General features: G+C 61.2%; 18 protein-coding genes. 10 read left to right on the plus strand and 8 right to left on the minus strand.

Annotated features, from left to right (window positions below; all coding sequences use genetic code 11):
- Positions 1 to 40 precede the first annotated feature (40 nt).
- Positions 41 to 475 (plus strand): hypothetical protein, encoded by a 435-nt coding sequence (locus PMI25_RS07865; protein WP_007968710.1) that lies wholly within the window; start codon positions 41 to 43, stop codon positions 473 to 475.
- Positions 475 to 879 (plus strand): META domain-containing protein, encoded by a 405-nt coding sequence (locus PMI25_RS07870; RefSeq protein WP_007968709.1) that lies wholly within the window; start codon positions 475 to 477, stop codon positions 877 to 879. The genes PMI25_RS07865 and PMI25_RS07870 overlap by 1 nt, the downstream gene beginning before the upstream one ends.
- Positions 880 to 1,132: 253 nt before the next feature.
- Here the strand turns inward: PMI25_RS07870 and PMI25_RS07875 are convergent, their stop codons facing one another.
- A complete protein-coding gene (locus tag PMI25_RS07875) occupies positions 1,133 to 1,600 on the minus strand; it encodes a TlpA disulfide reductase family protein (protein WP_007968708.1) in 468 nt (155 codons plus the stop codon).
- Positions 1,601 to 1,714: 114 nt separating this feature from the next.
- Between PMI25_RS07875 and arsC the strand changes: the two genes are divergently transcribed.
- From arsC to PMI25_RS07890, 3 genes are read left to right on the plus strand one after another with little or no spacing between them, the layout of a single operon-like run.
- Positions 1,715 to 2,068: an arsenate reductase (glutaredoxin) gene (gene arsC, locus PMI25_RS07880; RefSeq protein ID WP_007968707.1), complete on the plus strand. Its 354-nt coding sequence runs from the start codon at positions 1,715 to 1,717 to the stop codon at positions 2,066 to 2,068.
- Positions 2,065 to 2,661 carry an NAD(P)H:quinone oxidoreductase gene (wrbA, locus tag PMI25_RS07885; protein ID WP_007968706.1) on the plus strand — a complete coding sequence of 199 codons (597 nt, stop codon included), beginning with the start codon at positions 2,065 to 2,067 and terminating at the stop codon, positions 2,659 to 2,661. Before arsC ends, wrbA begins: the two co-directional genes overlap by 4 nt.
- Positions 2,662 to 2,663: 2 nt before the next feature.
- Positions 2,664 to 3,089 (plus strand): DUF2069 domain-containing protein, encoded by a 426-nt coding sequence (locus PMI25_RS07890; RefSeq protein ID WP_007968705.1) that lies wholly within the window; start codon positions 2,664 to 2,666, stop codon positions 3,087 to 3,089.
- Between the two features lie 113 nt (positions 3,090 to 3,202).
- Here PMI25_RS07890 and PMI25_RS07895 read toward each other — a convergent pair whose 3' ends face one another.
- Entirely contained in the window at positions 3,203 to 3,877 is a 675-nt protein-coding gene (locus tag PMI25_RS07895; RefSeq protein WP_007968704.1) for a DNA-3-methyladenine glycosylase I, read from the minus strand.
- A gap of 166 nt (positions 3,878 to 4,043) precedes the next feature.
- Positions 4,044 to 4,868: a tRNA 2-thiocytidine(32) synthetase TtcA gene (gene ttcA, locus PMI25_RS07900; RefSeq protein WP_007968702.1), complete on the minus strand. Its 825-nt coding sequence runs from the start codon at positions 4,866 to 4,868 to the stop codon at positions 4,044 to 4,046.
- Between the two features lie 440 nt (positions 4,869 to 5,308).
- Here ttcA and PMI25_RS07905 point away from each other — a divergent pair, with 440 nt between their 5' ends.
- Both PMI25_RS07905 and PMI25_RS07910 read left to right on the plus strand, forming a co-directional pair.
- The gene (locus PMI25_RS07905; protein WP_007917515.1) at positions 5,309 to 5,911 is read left to right on the plus strand and encodes a Yip1 family protein; all 603 of its coding nucleotides are present in this window, start codon (positions 5,309 to 5,311) and stop codon (positions 5,909 to 5,911) included.
- Positions 5,912 to 6,059: 148 nt separating this feature from the next.
- A complete protein-coding gene (locus tag PMI25_RS07910) occupies positions 6,060 to 6,554 on the plus strand; it encodes a SprT family zinc-dependent metalloprotease (protein WP_003227192.1) in 495 nt (164 codons plus the stop codon).
- Positions 6,555 to 6,688: 134 nt separating this feature from the next.
- Here PMI25_RS07910 and PMI25_RS07915 read toward each other — a convergent pair whose 3' ends face one another.
- Entirely contained in the window at positions 6,689 to 7,870 is a 1,182-nt protein-coding gene (locus PMI25_RS07915; RefSeq protein ID WP_007968699.1) for a CaiB/BaiF CoA transferase family protein, read from the minus strand.
- Between the two features lie 256 nt (positions 7,871 to 8,126).
- On the minus strand, positions 8,127 to 9,461 hold the full coding sequence (locus tag PMI25_RS07920) for a dicarboxylate/amino acid:cation symporter (RefSeq protein ID WP_024164441.1): 1,335 nt from the start codon (positions 9,459 to 9,461) through the stop codon (positions 8,127 to 8,129).
- Positions 9,462 to 9,811: 350 nt separating this feature from the next.
- Between PMI25_RS07920 and PMI25_RS07925 the strand changes: the two genes are divergently transcribed.
- Positions 9,812 to 10,810, plus strand: a complete 999-nt coding sequence (locus tag PMI25_RS07925) for an AraC family transcriptional regulator (protein ID WP_007965962.1) — start codon at positions 9,812 to 9,814, stop codon at positions 10,808 to 10,810.
- Positions 10,811 to 10,884: 74 nt separating this feature from the next.
- Here PMI25_RS07925 and PMI25_RS07930 read toward each other — a convergent pair whose 3' ends face one another.
- The 3 genes from PMI25_RS07930 to PMI25_RS07940 all read right to left on the minus strand — a co-directional run bounded on the left by PMI25_RS07930 (position 10,885) and on the right by PMI25_RS07940 (position 13,662).
- Complete coding sequence (locus PMI25_RS07930) at positions 10,885 to 12,231, minus strand: ATP-binding protein (RefSeq protein WP_045122015.1); 1,347 nt, start codon at positions 12,229 to 12,231, stop codon at positions 10,885 to 10,887.
- Positions 12,228 to 12,905, minus strand: a complete 678-nt coding sequence (locus PMI25_RS07935; protein ID WP_007965967.1) for a response regulator — start codon at positions 12,903 to 12,905, stop codon at positions 12,228 to 12,230. The genes PMI25_RS07930 and PMI25_RS07935 overlap by 4 nt, the downstream gene beginning before the upstream one ends.
- A gap of 151 nt (positions 12,906 to 13,056) precedes the next feature.
- Positions 13,057 to 13,662 (minus strand): hypothetical protein, encoded by a 606-nt coding sequence (locus tag PMI25_RS07940; protein WP_007965968.1) that lies wholly within the window; start codon positions 13,660 to 13,662, stop codon positions 13,057 to 13,059.
- 141 nt (positions 13,663 to 13,803) lie between these two features.
- On the opposite strand from PMI25_RS07940, the gene PMI25_RS07945 reads away from it, so the two are divergent.
- Together PMI25_RS07945 and PMI25_RS07950 are read left to right on the plus strand one after the other, a co-directional pair.
- Positions 13,804 to 14,595: a dienelactone hydrolase family protein gene (locus PMI25_RS07945; RefSeq protein ID WP_007965970.1), complete on the plus strand. Its 792-nt coding sequence runs from the start codon at positions 13,804 to 13,806 to the stop codon at positions 14,593 to 14,595.
- Positions 14,596 to 14,787: 192 nt separating this feature from the next.
- Entirely contained in the window at positions 14,788 to 15,513 is a 726-nt protein-coding gene (locus PMI25_RS07950) for a 4'-phosphopantetheinyl transferase family protein (protein WP_007965972.1), read from the plus strand.
- The last annotated feature ends 39 nt before the right edge of the window (positions 15,514 to 15,552 follow it).

Raw genomic sequence — 15,552 nt, forward strand, 5'->3', positions numbered from 1 at the left:
TCCAGCCCGTGCTAGCATGTCGCGCAGATTTGGAGGACCCATGGTCGAACACGATTTCCGCTACACCCTGATGAACCCGCAACACACCCTCACCGAATGCCGCGCCCTCGTACCGGGCCGCTATCAGGTCACCGGCAACGGTGGCTCGATCCGCAACGGTGACGTCCTGTTGGTCACCCTCAAAGGCAGCAAGGACTTGTCCATGCGCCTGACCGTCGACTCCGTGCGCCACCTGATCAACCCGCCGGGCCAATGGACCGCGATGACAACCGGCCCGGTCTTCGGCGAACTGGCGATTCACACCTGGCAGGTCAACTGCGACAGCTGCGCCAAAGAGCTGAACTTCGAGTTCGCGGTGGACGCCAAGCTGGGCAAGACCGCCGAGAAACCGGCCGCCACGGCGCGCGTCGCCGAGCTGGGCTGGAAAGCCGTCGGCGACAAGCATCTGTGCCCGAAATGCCAGGAGCCTGCGTGATGAAACGCCTTGCCCTGCCGCTGCTGGTCGGTGCCGCTCTGGTGGGCTGCGCCGCAGAGCCGGTGCAATTGCAGCAGAACCGCAGCTACATTCTGGAATGGATCGGCGAGCGGCCATTGATGGATTACAGCCATCTGACCGTGACCCTCGGCGACGATGGCCGCGCGTATGGCAATGGCGGCTGCAACCACTGGTTCGCACCGTACACCCTCGACGGCGACAAGCTGAGCTTCGGCCCGATCGGCAAGACCCGCAAACTCTGCGCGCCGGCGCTGATGGAGCAGGAACAACGCTTCCTGCAGGCGCTGCAAGGTGTCGAGCGCTGGGACATCTCGCCGATCGAGCAGATGCGCTTCTGGCCGGCCGAAGGCAAGCCGCTGCGCTGGTGGCTGGAAGAGGGCTGATCGTTCAGCCACAGAAAAGATCGCAGCCTGCGGCAGCTCCTACAAGGTCATGTGTCCACCCGTAGGAGCTGCCGAAGGCTGCGATCTTTTTTTGAACGCCATTTACTGTGGCGAGGGAGCTTGCTCCCGCTCGGCTGCGCAGCAGTCGCAAAATCGTCAACCGCACGTTGTCACAGACACCGAGTCAGCAGGGTTTTGGGCTGCTTCGCCGCCCAGCGGGAGCAAGCTCCCTCGCCACAAAAGCCCATTCAGCTCATTTTGTCGCCTGCAACGCCTCAAGCTTGGCCATCACCCCCGCCGCTGTCTGCTCACCCATCAACTGTTCGCGCACCTTGCCCTTGTTGTCGATGATGTAGGTCACCGGCAGGGCCTCACTGCGCGGCAGGTCGAACAGGTCCGCCGGATCCTGCGCCAGTACGGTGAACTTGATGCCCAGTTTCTCGCTGGCGCTTTTCAGGTCTTCACCCTGGACGTTGTCGAAGTTGACCCCGAACACGCCGATGTTCTTGCCCTTCAGTTCGTCGGCCAGATGATTCAGTTCGGGAATTTCCGTGCGGCACGGGCCGCACCACTCGGCCCAGTAATTGAGCACTACCCATTGCTTGTCCAGGCGCTCGGACGCGACTTTCTGACCGTTCTGGTCAATGCCGTAGTCGTTGCCGCAGCCCCCCAGCATCAACGCCCCGATTATCGTCAATGCCGCTGCCAATCGCCGTGTCATGTCATGTTCCCTGGTCAAAAATTGAAGGCGCCTGCGACCCATCGCCTCTGAAGGTTCTGGATTGCGCGCTGCACAGTTAGAATAGCCGCCACTTTACGCCAGAAGCGACCCGCCATGACCGATCTGACGCTTTATCACAATCCGCGCTGCTCGAAATCCCGCGGCGCGCTGGAACTTCTTGAGGCCCGTGGCCTGACCCCGAACGTGGTGCGTTACCTGGAAACGCCGCTGAACGCCGCGCAGATCAAGGCCTTGCTCGGCAAGCTCGGGATCAGCGCGCGTCAGTTGCTGCGCACCGGAGAAGATGAATACAAAATGCTTCAGCTGGCTGACGAGAGCCTCAGCGAAGCGCAATTGATCGACGCCATCGCTCAGCACCCAAAACTGATGGAACGGCCAATTCTTGAAGTCGGCGACAAAGCCGTGATCGGTCGTCCGCCGGAAAATGTGCTGGAGTTGTTGCCGTGAGCGCGCCGTACATTCTGGTTCTTTATTACAGCCGCAGCGGCTCGACCAACGAAATGGCGCGGCAGATTGCCCGCGGGGTTGAACAGGCCGGCCTCGAAGCACGCCTGCGTACCGTGCCGGCAATCTCCACCGAGTGCGAAGCGGTCTCCCCGGACATCCCCGACGAAGGTGCGCTCTACGCCACCCTCGATGACCTGAAGAACTGCGCCGGTCTCGCTCTTGGCAGCCCGACGCGTTTCGGCAACATGGCCGCGCCGCTGAAGTACTTCCTCGACGGCACCAGCAACCTGTGGCTGACCGGCGCTCTGGTCGGCAAACCGGCTGGCGTGTTCACCTCCACCGCCAGCCTGCACGGCGGCCAGGAAACCACCCTGCTGTCGATGATGCTGCCGCTGTTGCACCACGGCATGTTGATCACCGGCCTGCCGTACAGCGAATCGGCGCTGCTGGAAACCCAGGGCGGCGGCACGCCGTATGGCGCCAGCCACCACGCCGGGGCTGATGGCAAAAAAGGTCTGGATCAGCACGAGATGGCACTGTGTCGCGCACTCGGCGCACGCCTGGCGAAAACCGCGCAAAAACTGGAGGGTTGAGTGTGGCCAGGAAGCCGAAAGTCCTGCCTTCCATCGAGTGGCTCGAACCGCGCGTGAAAGCGATGCGGGCCATCAGCCTGCTGTGCTTCTTCGGCCTCGCCGGGCTTCTCGCCGTCTACTATCTGGCATTCGCCGACCTGCATGGTGCCCGACCGTGGGTGATTCTGTTGATCGAGCTGATCCCGTGGCTCGTCCTCGCACCGGGAATGATCATGGGCAGTGCCCGCGCGCATTCGTGGATGTGCTTTGTGGTGAATCTGTATTTCATCAAGGGCGCACTGGCAGCGTATGACCCGAGCCGGCAGCTGTTCGGGGTGCTGGAAATGGTGGCGAGCCTGGCAGTGTTCTGCTCGGCGCTGCTGTATGTGCGGTGGCGGTATCAGTTGAATCGCAAACTGGCGGGCGAAGGCGAGATTTCCGTCGCCTGACAGATCGCTATCGCTGGCAAGCCAGCTCCCACAGTTTTTGTTTCGATCACAGAATTGTGATTCAACAAGGATCCTGTGGGAGCTGGCTTGCCAGCGATTGAAGCGACTCGATGTCAATGATTGACGGTGTACGCCAGCATCATCGAAATCTGGCTCATCGGCCGCCCGCCACTCTGTTCATGCCACTGGTTGAACGCGTCTTGCACAATCGCCAGATCGCGCAGGCTGGTTGGCACCTTGTCGACGATCTTTTGTGCATTCAGCGCGGCGACCACGTCGTAACTCGGCACGAAGGTGTCCTTGCCAACCATGCGCAAGAAGCGTGGTGCCGACAGCCCGCCCAACTGACTTCCGTGCTTTTTCAGATAGGTCCACAGACCGACGATATCGGTCACCGGCCAGTCGGCTATCAGCGCGCGGAAACTGCCCTTGTCCTTTTCCACATCGAGGATGAACTGTGCATTGTGCGGCACGCTCTTGAGCTTGCCCAGGTGGCGGATGATCCGCGCATCCTGCATCAGGCGTTCGAGATGTTCGGCACTCATCAGCACGACTTTTTCCGGGTCGAACTTGAAGAACACTTCTTCGAAGGCCGGCCACTTGGCGTCCACCAGGCTGTGCTTGAGTCCGGCGCGGAACACGCGCAGGGCCATGGTCGAGAGGTAGCGATCGTCGCTGATCTTGCGCAGTTGCGCGGGAGTCTTGGGAACGGGCAGATGGGCTTCCAGTTCAGCCGCCGAACCGAAGCGGTTCAGACAGTATTCGTGCAGCCACTTGTAATCACGCATGCCCTCTCCTATTGAATGAAACGAAGAAACCCATGTGGGAGCAGGCCCTGTGGTGAGGGGATTTATCCCCGATGGGAGCAAAGCTCCCCCAGAAAAGCTGGGGACTGCTGCGCAGCCCATCGGGGATAAATCCCCTCACCACAGGGCTCACTCCTACAGGTGATGATTAGAGGTTGACGACGTTGACGAAGCGCGAAGCCGCCGTCTCGTCGATCTTCAGGCTGGTGAAGTCGAACAGGTTGCGGTCGGCCAGTTGCGACGGCACCACGTTCTGCAGACTGCGGAAGATGCTTTCAGTTCGGCCCGGAGTCTTGCGCTCCCAGTCCTGAAGCATTTCCTTGACCACCTGACGCTGCAGGTTTTCCTGCGAACCGCAGAGGTTGCACGGGATGATCGGGAATTCCTTGAAATCCGAATAGGCCTGGATGTCTTTCTCGTTGCAGTAGGCCAGCGGACGGATCACCACGTTGCGCCCGTCATCGGCGCGCAGCTTCGGCGGCATTGCCTTGAGGGTGCCGTTGAAGAACATGTTGAGGAAGAACGTCTCGACGATGTCATCGCGATGGTGACCGAGGGCCATTTTCGTCGCGCCGATTTCGTCAGCAAAGGTGTATAGCGTGCCGCGACGCAGGCGCGAGCACAGCGAGCAGGTGGTCTTGCCTTCCGGCACCAGTTCCTTGACCACCGAGTAAGTGTCTTTCTCGACGATGTGATACTCGACGCCCAGCTCTTTCAGGTAGGCCGGCAACACGTGCTCGGGGAAGCCCGGCTGCTTCTGATCCATGTTCACCGCGACGATCTCGAACTTGATCGGCGCAACCTTCTGCAGGTGCAGCAGCACGTCGAGCATGGTGTAACTGTCTTTGCCCCCGGACAGACAGACCATGACCTTGTCGCCGTCTTCGATCATGTTGAAATCGGCGACCGCTTCGCCGGCCAGGCGGCGCAGGCGCTTTTGCAGTTTGTTCTGGTTGACCGTAAGAGTGCCCATGACGCGAAATCCGTGAGGTGTGACGAAAGGCGGGCATTTTACGCAAAAACCCACCAGCGGCGAAGGGCCGCGGTCGCATTGACTCACCTCCCCTGTGGCGAGGGAGCTTGCTCCCGCTGAGGTGCGAAGCGCCTCCAAACCCGCACCCGCTATTTTCCTGACACACCGAACCGGAAGGATGGGCGACTGCTGCGCAGCCGAGCGGGAGCAAGCTCCCTCGCCACAGAAGTGATCCGGCCTCAAATGTGCAAGACCCTGCCGCGATTACGCCCCGTGTTTACAGCGCGATTTGCTCTAAGCCCCTAATCCCTGTGCGGTTAAGTCCTTTCTATACTGCGACATAAGGTCGCATACATCTGAAGACCTGAATTTGCTCGGCCACCTTTGGCCCGTAGGCGCTCCGCTGGGGGGCGATGGCAATAACAAGAGGAGTGACTGGCATGATCCATCACGTAGTGGGACTTTTTACCCACCCCGATCAGGAATGGAAGGAAATCCGTGGCGACCAAGAGGAAAGCATCAGCCACATGTACCTGACGCACACGCTGATTCTGGCGGCAATTCCGGCGGTTTCGGCGTTTATCGGTACCACTCAGGTAGGCTGGGTGATCGGCAACCGCGCACCGGTGATGCTCACCGTCGAAAGTGCGATCTGGATGACCGTGATGTCGTATCTGGCGATGCTCGGCGGGGTCGCGGTGATGGGCGCCTTCGTGCACTGGATGGCGCGCACCTACGACGCCAACCCGAGCCTGGCCCGTTGCGTGGCCTTCGCCACCTACACCGCGACGCCCCTGTTCGTCGGCGGGCTGGCGGCGCTGTATCCGCACATGTGGCTGGGCATGATCGTCGGCACGGCGGCCATCTGCTACACGGTGTACCTGCTCTACGTGGGGCTGCCGACGTTCATGAACATTCCGTCGGACGAAGGCTTCCTGTTTTCCAGCTCGGTGCTGGCGGTGGGTCTGGTGGTGCTGGTGGCCATCATGGCGTTCACCGTGATTGTCTGGGGCCTCGGCGTGGGGCCGGTGTACACCAACTGACAGGCTTCACCCCCGAGAACAACAAGATCTGCCAATACAGGCCGCCGCAAGGCGGCCTTCTCGTTTGGCGGATGACCATTCGGCAGGTCAGCGATTCGCAAGTCCGGGAGGTTGCGGCATACTCGACGCCTCTGGAGATCCATCAAGCATGCCCGAGCAACTCAATACCCGCGTCGAAGACTGTTACCAACTCGCTGAAGCCTTTTTCAAACGTCATTTCCAACGCCCCGTCGTCAGCCTCAAGCTGCGCGGGCAGAAAGCCGGTGTCGCGCATCTGCACGAGAACCTGCTGCGCTTCAACCCGCAGCTGTACCGGGAAAACACCGAACACTTCCTCAAGCAGACCGTGGCCCACGAAGTCGCGCACCTGATCGCCCATCAACTGTTCGGCGACCGCATCCAGCCGCACGGCGAGGAGTGGCAACTGATCATGCGCGGGGTTTACGAGCTGCCGCCGGATCGCTGCCACACCTACGCAATCAAACGCCGCAGCGTGACCCGCTACATCTACAAATGCCCGTGCGCCGACAGTGATTTTCCGTTTTCGGCGCAGCGTCATAGCCTGGTAAGGCAGGGGCGGCGGTATTTGTGCCGGCGCTGTCGCAACACCTTGGTGTTCAGTGGTGAGATGCGGGTGGAATAGCCGGTTCGTTGCTGCATTGGAGGGCCTCATCGCTGGCAAGCCAGCTCCCACAGGTTTTGTGTCGTGCACAGAGTCTGTGAACACCCCGAAAAACTGTGGGAGCTGGCTTGCCAGCGAAGAAGCCGGTACAGACGCTAGAGAATCACCTTGGCACGCCGCAACTCGGCAATCCGCTCAGCATCAAACCCCAACTCCCCCAACACCTGCTCGGTATGTTGCCCCAACCCCGCCCCGACATGCCGCGGCGCCGGCAGCGCCTCGGAAAACTTCAACGGACAGGCAATCTGCGCCTGGGTCGTACCATCGCCACGCGGCACCAGGGTCACCAGTTCCCGCGCCTGCAACTGCGGATGTTGCACCGCCTCGCTCAGGTTCAAGACCGGCTCGACACAGGCATCGACCCTGGCGAACAGCTCGCACAGCTCGGCAAAGTCGTGCTTCTCGAATTCAACTTTCAGCGCGTCCTTCAATAACCGTTGCTGCTCGGGTTTCGGCGACAAGCCCTGCGCCGCCAACTCCGGCCGGCCCAACGCCGAACACAGTTGCTGCATGAACCCCGGTTCCAGACTGCCCACCGACAACCAGCGCCCATCGCGCGAGCGGTAGTAGTCATAGAAGCTGCCGCCATTGAGCATCTGCTCTTCCCAGTGCGGCTCCTCGCCACAGGCCAGATACCCGGCGCCAGCCATGGCGTTCAGGCTGAAGGCGCAATCGGTCATGCTCACGTCCAGGTGCGTGCCCTGCCCGCTCTGCTGCCGGGCGATGACCGCCGCCAGCAGGCCGATCACCCCATGCAGCGAACCGCCAGCGATATCCGCCACCTGCATGCCCAGCGGCAACGGCCCGCTATCGGCGCGGCCGGTGTAACTGGAAAGACCGGCCAGTGCGAGGTAGTTGATGTCATGCCCGGCGCGATCCTTGTACGGCCCGGTCTGGCCGTAGCCGGTGATCGACACGTAAATCAGTTTCGGGTTGATCGCCTTCAGCGCCTCGTACCCCAGGCCCAGACGCTCCATCACTCCAGGACGAAACTGCTCCAGCACGATGTCGTATTCGCCCAGCAACTGCCTGACCACCTCCAGCGCCCCCGGCTGCTTGAGATCCAGCGCCAGACTGCGCTTGTTGCGATTGAGGTAAGCGTGGCTGGCCGACACACCTTGATCGTGCGGCGGCAACACCCGCAGCAGATCCATGCGCGTCGGCGACTCGATGCGCAGGACTTCGGCGCCCATGTCCGCCAGCAACAGCGAGGCGAACGGCCCCGGCAGCAGGGTCGAGAAATCCAGAATCTTCAGTGAGGCCAGCGGCGCGGACATGGGCGATCTCCTTGGGCGATACACCCAGCCTAGGCAGCGCTGCCGCGCACGGCAATCACCGGATGCATCAGCGGCAGTGACCGTAATGCTCAAATCGCAGGCAATAAAAAACCCCTGTAGCGAGGGGATTCATCCCCGATGGACTGCGCAGCAGTCCCCTTCTATCTAAGAAGGGGCCGCTTCGCGACCCATCGGGGATGAATCCCCTCACCACAAGGGCTCTCAGACTCCAGCATTACACTGGAGCCAATTCAGATTACTTGACGTTGCTCGGAGTAGCACCTTCAGCCACACCCAGGTCATCTTCCGGACGGGTATCAACGATACCGCGACCGCCCGAAGCCAGCTCGGATTGCAGCACGTCGGTATCCAGCTCTTTCACCCACTTGGCAACCACGATGGTCGCGACGGCGTTGCCGACCAGGTTGGTCAGGGCGCGGGCTTCGGACATGAAGCGGTCGATACCCAGAATCAGCGCCAGACCGGCCACCGGCAGGTGACCGACCGCCGACAGAGTGGCGGCCAGCACGATGAAGCCCGAACCGGTCACACCGGCGGCACCTTTGGAGGACAGCAGCAATACCACCAGCAGAGTGATCTGGTGCGTGATATCCATGTGGGTGTCGGTGGCCTGCGCAATGAACACTGCAGCCATGGTCAGGTAGATCGCGGTACCGTCGAGGTTGAACGAGTAACCGGTCGGGATCACCAGGCCCACGACGGATTTCTTCGCGCCCAGACGCTCCATCTTGATCAGCATGCGTGGCAGTACCGATTCCGACGAGGAAGTACCCAGTACGATCAGCAGCTCTTCACGGATGTAGCGGATCATCTTCAGCACGCTGAAGCCGTGCATGCGGGCGATGGCACCCAGCACGATCAGGATAAAGGCCAGGCAGGTGATGTAGAAGCAGGCCATCAGTTGACCCAACTGCACCAGCGAGCCGACACCGTAGGCACCGATGGTGAACGCCATCGCGCCGAAGGCACCGATGGGTGCGAGCTTCATGATCATGTTGATGATGTTGAACATCACGTGGGCGAAGCGATCGATGAAGTCGAGGATCGGACGGCCGTAGTCACCCAGGCGATGCAGGGCGAAACCGAAGATCACCGAGAACATCAGCACTTGCAGGATGTCACCGGTGGCGAACGCGCCGACGATGGTGGTCGGGATCACGTTGAGCAGGAAGCCGACAACGCTCTGGTCTGCGCCTTGCTGCACGTAGGTCGCGACTTTCGAGGCGTCGAGGGTGCTGACGTCGATGTGCATGCCATTGCCCGGCTGCACGATGTTGACCACGATCAGGCCGACCAGCAGGGCGATGGTAGAAACGATTTCGAAGTACAGGAGTGCATAACCGCCGGTCTTGCCGACCGACTTCATGCTTTGCATGCCAGCGATGCCGCTGACCACGGTGCAGAAGATGATCGGGGCGATGATCATTTTGATCAGCTTGATGAACCCGTCACCCAGCGGCTTTACCGCCACACCGAACTGCGGGTAGTAGTGACCAAGCGCAATACCGATGATGATTGCGACGATCACCTGGAAATACAGGGATTTGTACAGTGGCTGACGAGTCGTCATTGCAAGTTTCCTCAAGCGTCCCGCGGGCAACATCCATCTGTTGAGCGCAGAACCTGAATTGCGAACCCTCCTGCACTGGAGGGATTTGTTGTTCGAGCGGCGCTTTTCCCGCGGGATAGACGCACACTTCTGTCGCTCTTATCGCAAACGCCGTGCCACTTTGGTGCAATTCGCTGCAAGCCTTTTGATATCAGGGGATGCAGACTATTTTTTGTCACTGCCCGGTGACGCAGGTGTGGCGGATTTCCGCCAACTCAGCGGATCTCGTCCTACAATTTGGCGGAAATCCGCCTTGTTGCCCTGCGCATGCCCCGGCTACCATCCGGCGCTTGAGGAAGGATCTACCGCTTATGCGCGAACGTACCATCGCCAGTCATTTCGCCCGCGCCGCCCTCGGTGGCGCACGCCGTTCAGGGTTCGACTATGCGCCGCTGTTGCAGCAACTGGGGATCAGCCCCGAGTTGCTCGATGAGCCACGGGCGCGGATTGCCCCGGAGCAATTCACCCAGTTGATCCAGAACCTGTGGCTGGCGCTGGATGACGAATACCTGGGTTTCGGCAATGCGCCAAGCAAACCCGGCAGCTTCGCGATGATGTGCCACGCCCTGATCCACTGCCGCAGTCTGGAGAAGGCACTGCAACGCGGCTTATTGTTTTATAGCCTATTCCCCGACGCCCCGCGCCTGAGCCTGAGCCGCGAAGACGAATGGGTGCGCCTGAGCCTCGATGATGCGCAGTTGTGGGACCCGGATCACTTTCTCAGCGAGAGTCTGCTGGTGATCTGGCATCGCCTCGGCAGTTGGCTGATTGGCCAGCGCATTCGCCTGGAACAGGCCACGTTCAGTTATCCGAAACCGGCGCACGGTGCCGAGTACGATCTGCTGTTTCCCTGCCCGCTGGTGTTTTCGGCCCAGCAGAGCAGCCTGCTGTTTCACAGCCGCTATCTGCACATGCCGTTGTTACAGGATGAACGCACGCTGAAGCATTTCCTCGAACGCTCCCCCGCCGACCTGCTGTCACGCCCGGACGACGGCGACAGCCTCAGCAGTCGCCTGCGCCGCTTGCTCAGCCGCGACAGCGCGCAGTGGCCGGACCTCGAAGCCGTGGCCGCGCAGCTACACATCAGCCCGCAAACCCTGCGTCGGCATTTGCGTGAGGAAGGCAGCAGTTTTCAGGAATTGAAGGATCAGTTGCGCCGCGACATTGCCATTTATCACCTGGGCCGGGCGGATCTGTCGTTGCAACAGATTGCCGAGCAGTTGGGGTTTTCCGAGCCGTCGGCGTTTCACCGGGCGTTCAAGAAATGGACCGGGCTGACACCGGGGGCGTATCGGGCGCAGGAGCAGTGATCTGTTCGCCGTCTGTGGCGCCTTGACTGGCCTCATCGCTGGCAAGCCAGCGATAGCGCCCGAAAGACCAACACCTAAACCGCAGGAAACTGAATTCTGAACGCCGCCCCGCCCATCGGCGAATCCCCGAGCATCAGCTTGGCGTTGTAGCTCTCGATGATGTCCTTGACCACCGCCAGGCCGATGCCCTGCCCCGGATGCTGACGGTCCAGACGCTCACCGCGCTCGAGAATCCGCGCGCGCTGATTCGGCGGCACGCCGGGGCCGTCGTCTTCGATGCACAGCTCGATGCCGGCAAGGCTCTCGCGCACGCTGATGCGCACTTCGCCCAGGCACAGGCGATAGGCGTTCTCCAGCAGGTTGCCCATCATCTCCAGCAAGGCGCCCTGCTCGATCGGCACATAGCAATGTTCCGGCAGGTCGAACGCCACTCGCACATGTTTGTCGCGATAAACCTTGTCCAGCGTGTCGCACAGGCTTTTGAGCACCGGTTGCAGCCGTACCTGATGGCGCACCAGGCCGCTTTTGCGCAGGCTGGCGCGCTGCAGTTGATAGCTGATCTGCTGGCTCATGCGCTCGATCTGGGTTTGCAGCACCCAGGCCTGATCGCGATCTTCCGGGCGTTGGGCCATGTCTTCACTGACCCCTTGCAGTACCGCCAACGGGGTTTTCAGGCTGTGCGCCAGATCATCGAGGGAATCGCGGTAGCGGCTGCGCTGCTGGCGTTCGCTGTGCAGCAAACGGTTGAGCGAGCCGGTCAGCCGCAGCAGTTCGCGCGGGTGCTGTTCGGTGAGGCTTTCGCGGGTGCCGCTTTCGATTTCGTCGAGTTCCTGGCTGAGTCGGCGTAGCGCCTTGAGGCCCCAGGTCAGACCGATCCACAGCAGCGCCAGCAACACCAGCAATGCGGCGCCAAAGCCCAGATACAGATTTTCACGCAGGCCTTCGAGGGTATTTTCGTATTCGCGAACCGGTTGCAGGGCGACGATACTGAAGGCCGCGCTCTTGCCGCCGAGCAGTTTGACTTCGACGTCGTAGACGAAGAATTCCTGGCCGTTGCTCTCGCGGATCCGTGCGAACTCGTTGCCCATGCCGTCGTAACGCGGCTTGTAATTGATCTGCTCTTCCTGCGTACCTTTCGAGCGCCAGACCAGTCTGCCTTCGCGGTCGTAGATGTAGCCGAGCAGGCGGTTGTCGGTGAGATTGAAGCGCTCATCCGGCAGCTGCGCCGGCATCACCAGATGACCACTGTCGACGCGTGCCGCCGAGATCAACGTGGTGACGTCCGAGGCCAGGCGCTGCTCGATCGAGTCCTGCAGCGCCAGGCTGAACGCGCCCTGCATGGCCGGCAGCAAGCCGAGCATGAACAACACCGCCAACGTGGTGGCGGCGAGCATCAAACGAACGCGAAGAGAACGAATCAAGTGCAGCGCTCATTGAACAGGTAGCCGAGACCGCGCACGGTGTCGATCGGCTTGAACCCGCCCGGGCCTTCGAGCTTGCGGCGCAGGCGGCCGACCAGCACTTCGATCACGTTCGGATCGCGCTCGTCGTCATCCGGGTACAACTGCTCCATCAGGCGGTCCTTGGGCACCACTTGCTGGTGATGGCGCATCAGGTATTCGAGGATGCGGTACTCGTAGGCGGTCAGCGCCAGCGGTTCTTCATCCAGCGACGCCTGCTTGCGATTGAGGTCCAGCAACAACGGCCCGGCAACGATGGTCGACTGGGTGAAACCGCTGGAGCGGCGCAGCAATGCATTCAGGCGTGCATCGAGTTCCTCGAACTGGAACGGCTTGACCACGTAATCGTCGGCACCGGCGGCCAGCCCCTCGACCTTGTCCTGCCAGTTGCCGCGCGCGGTGAGGATCAGGATCGGAAAGGTCTTGCCGTTCGAGCGCAACTGCCGGATCAGGTCCAGACCGCCCATGCCCGGCAGACCGAGGTCGATCACCGCCAGATCGAAGTTGAACTGCCCGGTCTGGTACAGCGCCTCTTCGGCATTGGCCACGGACTCGACCACGTGACCGCTCTCCGTCAGGCGGGTTTGCAGGTGATGGCGCAACAGCGCTTCATCTTCGACGACCAACAGTTTCATAACGCTCTCCCGGGTGAATCAAAAACTCCAACAACGCACCTGTGGGAGCGGGCTTGCTCGCGAAGGCGATGTACCAGCCAACATTGTTGTCGACTGATAGACCGCTTTCGCGAGCAAGCTCGCTCCCACAGGGTCTAGAACGAACCGCGCCTTAGAAAGCGTAGTTCGCCGACAGGTAAGTCTGGGCGCTGCTGGTCAAGTCCAGCGAGCCTTGCTTGCTGCCACCGCTCTCTTTCATTTCGGTGCTGGCGTTGCTCATCAGGTAACGGTAACCGAGTTCCACCGACACATTCTGCGCCACTTGTTGCAGCACACCGAACTGGCCACCGACGGCGTAACCAATGTCACTGTCGCGGCTGTAGCCTGGCGAATCCTGAGTCAGTTTGGTCAAACCGGCCGTGGCGCCACCGAACAACTTGGTGCTGCCGCCCACTGGGTAGAACAGATCGTAGCTGCCCAGCAGGTTTTCCTGGCGCAGTTTAATGCCATTGTGCGAACCGGACACGTTGTCGTAGGTGGCGTAGTAACGACCTTGCGCGTTTTGCTGACCGAGGCGCACGCCGTAGGTGTTGTTGCCGTCAATCGCGCCGCTGGCGTCCGGGTGGCCGAGGTTGTCGTTCAGTGCATGGGACTTTTTGATTTTGTCGCTGGTCTGGCCAAAGGTCAGGCCGGCGAAGTTGGTGGTGTCATCGGCGTGTGCCGCAATGCTGGAGCCCAACAAGGTGAAAGCCAGCAGCAGTTTGTTCAGACGAGTCATCGAGTTTCCTCTTTCTCAGTGCTGTTTGGGTATGGCGCAAGGTTACTGACCTGCCCCTGTACCGGCCCTGAACGTTCTCTGAACCTGCGCTGAATCAAATCGACTAGGCTGTCCTGACTACTTTCGATAAGGAGACCGACCATGCGCCTGTTCCTCGCCCTCGCCCTGCTCGCTGCCAGCAGCCTGGCCAACGCTGCGATCAAGACTCAGGAGATTCCCTACCAGAGCGCCGACGGCACCAAGCTGATCGGCTACTACGCCTACGACGACGCGATCAAGGGCAAACGCCCTGGAGTCGTCGTGGTGCATGAATGGTGGGGCCTGAACGATTACGCCAAACGCCGCGCCCGCGATCTCGCCGAACTGGGTTACAGCGCGCTGGCGATCGACATGTACGGCGAAGGCAAGAACACCGAGCACCCGAAAGATGCGATGGCGTTCATGCAGGCCGCGACCAAGGATGCCGCCGCGTCGAGCAAGCGCTTCGAGGCCGGTCTGAACCTGCTGAAAAAGCAGCCGCAGACCGACGTTAACAAGATCGCCGCGATCGGTTACTGCTTCGGCGGTGGCGTGGTGCTCAATGCCGCGCGTCAAGGCGAGCCGCTGGCGGGCGTGGTGAGTTTCCACGGTGCGCTGGCGACCACCACCCCGGCGACGCCTGGCAGTGTGAAGGCAAAGGTTCTAGTCGAGCACGGCGCGCTGGACAGCATGGTCACTGCCGACAACGTCACCGCGTTCAAAGCCGAAATGGACAAGGCCGGCGCCGACTACAGATTCGTCAGCCTCGACGGCGCCAAGCACGGTTTCACCAATCCCGATGCCGATCGCTTGAGCCACGGTGAACACGGTGGCCCGGATATCGGCTACAACAAGGCAGCCGATGAAAAATCCTGGGCGGACATGAAGGCGTTCTTCCAGAAGATCTTCAGCTGACGGTTGCCCCTGTGGCGAGGGAGCTTGCTCCCGCTCGGCGGCGAAGCCGTCGCAAAAACCTGCCGACGCGGTTTACCTGACAGATCTCGTCCACAGATTTTGGGGGCTTTGCCCCCAGCGGGAGCAAGCTCCCTCGCCACAAAAGTGTGCAGCCTCTACCCAGTCGTGACTTCAACCGGCAAAATGCCCGCCATGAATCCAACCCCGCCCCTCCCCGCCTGCTGCACCCCACTCGACGCCCATTGGCCGTTGCCCAACGTGTTGCCCGAGACCGTCCTGCTGAGTACCCGTTTCGACCCGAAACAACTGCTCGGCGATGACTTCCAGCGCAGCGCCATCGCGCCGCCGCCGAGCATTCAGCGTTCGGTGGCCAAGCGTCAGGCCGAGTTTCTCGCCGGGCGGATCTGCGCCCGGGCCGCGTTGCAGCAACTGGAAGGCTCAAGCGTGATTCCGGCGATTGGCGAAGACCGTGCGCCGGTATGGCCGGCGCACATCTGCGGCTCGATCACTCACAGCACCGGGCGCGCGGCAGCGATTGTCGCCAACAAGCAGCACTGGCGCGGCTTGGGTATGGATCTGGAAAACCTGCTCGAGACCGACCGCGCCGAACGCCTGGCCGGGGAGATTCTGACGCCGGCGGAACTGCAGCGCATGGCCGCCGGTGCGCGGGAACAACTGGCGTTGCTGGTGACCCTGACGTTTTCGGTGAAAGAGAGCCTGTTCAAGGCGCTGTATCCGATTGTGCAGAAGCGCTTCTACTTCGAGCACGCCGAGGTGCTGGAGTGGACGGAGCAGGGTCAGGTTCGATTGCGTCTGCTGACTGACTTGTCTGGCGAATGGCGTCATGGCACCGAGCTGGAGGCGCAGTTTGGTGTGCAGGATGGGCAGTTGTTGAGTCTGGTCAGCATTCCTGCCTGAGGATTTTCTGCGCCAGTGAGGCCCCCATCGCTGGCAAGC

The sequence above is a fragment of the Pseudomonas sp. GM30 genome (genome assembly GCF_000282275.2).
Classification (GTDB): domain Bacteria; phylum Pseudomonadota; class Gammaproteobacteria; order Pseudomonadales; family Pseudomonadaceae; genus Aquipseudomonas.

Coding starts and splice junctions, on each gene's coding strand:
- PMI25_RS07865 (WP_007968710.1), top strand. CDS start 41: ATGGTCGAACACGATTTCCGCTACACCCTGATGAACCCGCAACACACC.
- PMI25_RS07870 (WP_007968709.1), top strand. CDS start 475: ATGAAACGCCTTGCCCTGCCGCTGCTGGTCGGTGCCGCTCTGGTGGGC.
- PMI25_RS07875 (WP_007968708.1), bottom strand. CDS start 1,600: ATGACACGGCGATTGGCAGCGGCATTGACGATAATCGGGGCGTTGATG.
- arsC (WP_007968707.1), top strand. CDS start 1,715: ATGACCGATCTGACGCTTTATCACAATCCGCGCTGCTCGAAATCCCGC.
- PMI25_RS07895 (WP_007968704.1), bottom strand. CDS start 3,877: ATGCGTGATTACAAGTGGCTGCACGAATACTGTCTGAACCGCTTCGGT.
- ttcA (WP_007968702.1), bottom strand. CDS start 4,868: ATGGGCACTCTTACGGTCAACCAGAACAAACTGCAAAAGCGCCTGCGC.
- PMI25_RS07905 (WP_007917515.1), top strand. CDS start 5,309: ATGATCCATCACGTAGTGGGACTTTTTACCCACCCCGATCAGGAATGG.
- PMI25_RS07910 (WP_003227192.1), top strand. CDS start 6,060: ATGCCCGAGCAACTCAATACCCGCGTCGAAGACTGTTACCAACTCGCT.
- PMI25_RS07915 (WP_007968699.1), bottom strand. CDS start 7,870: ATGTCCGCGCCGCTGGCCTCACTGAAGATTCTGGATTTCTCGACCCTG.
- PMI25_RS07920 (WP_024164441.1), bottom strand. CDS start 9,461: ATGACGACTCGTCAGCCACTGTACAAATCCCTGTATTTCCAGGTGATC.
- PMI25_RS07925 (WP_007965962.1), top strand. CDS start 9,812: ATGCGCGAACGTACCATCGCCAGTCATTTCGCCCGCGCCGCCCTCGGT.
- PMI25_RS07935 (WP_007965967.1), bottom strand. CDS start 12,905: ATGAAACTGTTGGTCGTCGAAGATGAAGCGCTGTTGCGCCATCACCTG.
- PMI25_RS07940 (WP_007965968.1), bottom strand. CDS start 13,662: ATGACTCGTCTGAACAAACTGCTGCTGGCTTTCACCTTGTTGGGCTCC.
- PMI25_RS07945 (WP_007965970.1), top strand. CDS start 13,804: ATGCGCCTGTTCCTCGCCCTCGCCCTGCTCGCTGCCAGCAGCCTGGCC.
- PMI25_RS07950 (WP_007965972.1), top strand. CDS start 14,788: ATGAATCCAACCCCGCCCCTCCCCGCCTGCTGCACCCCACTCGACGCC.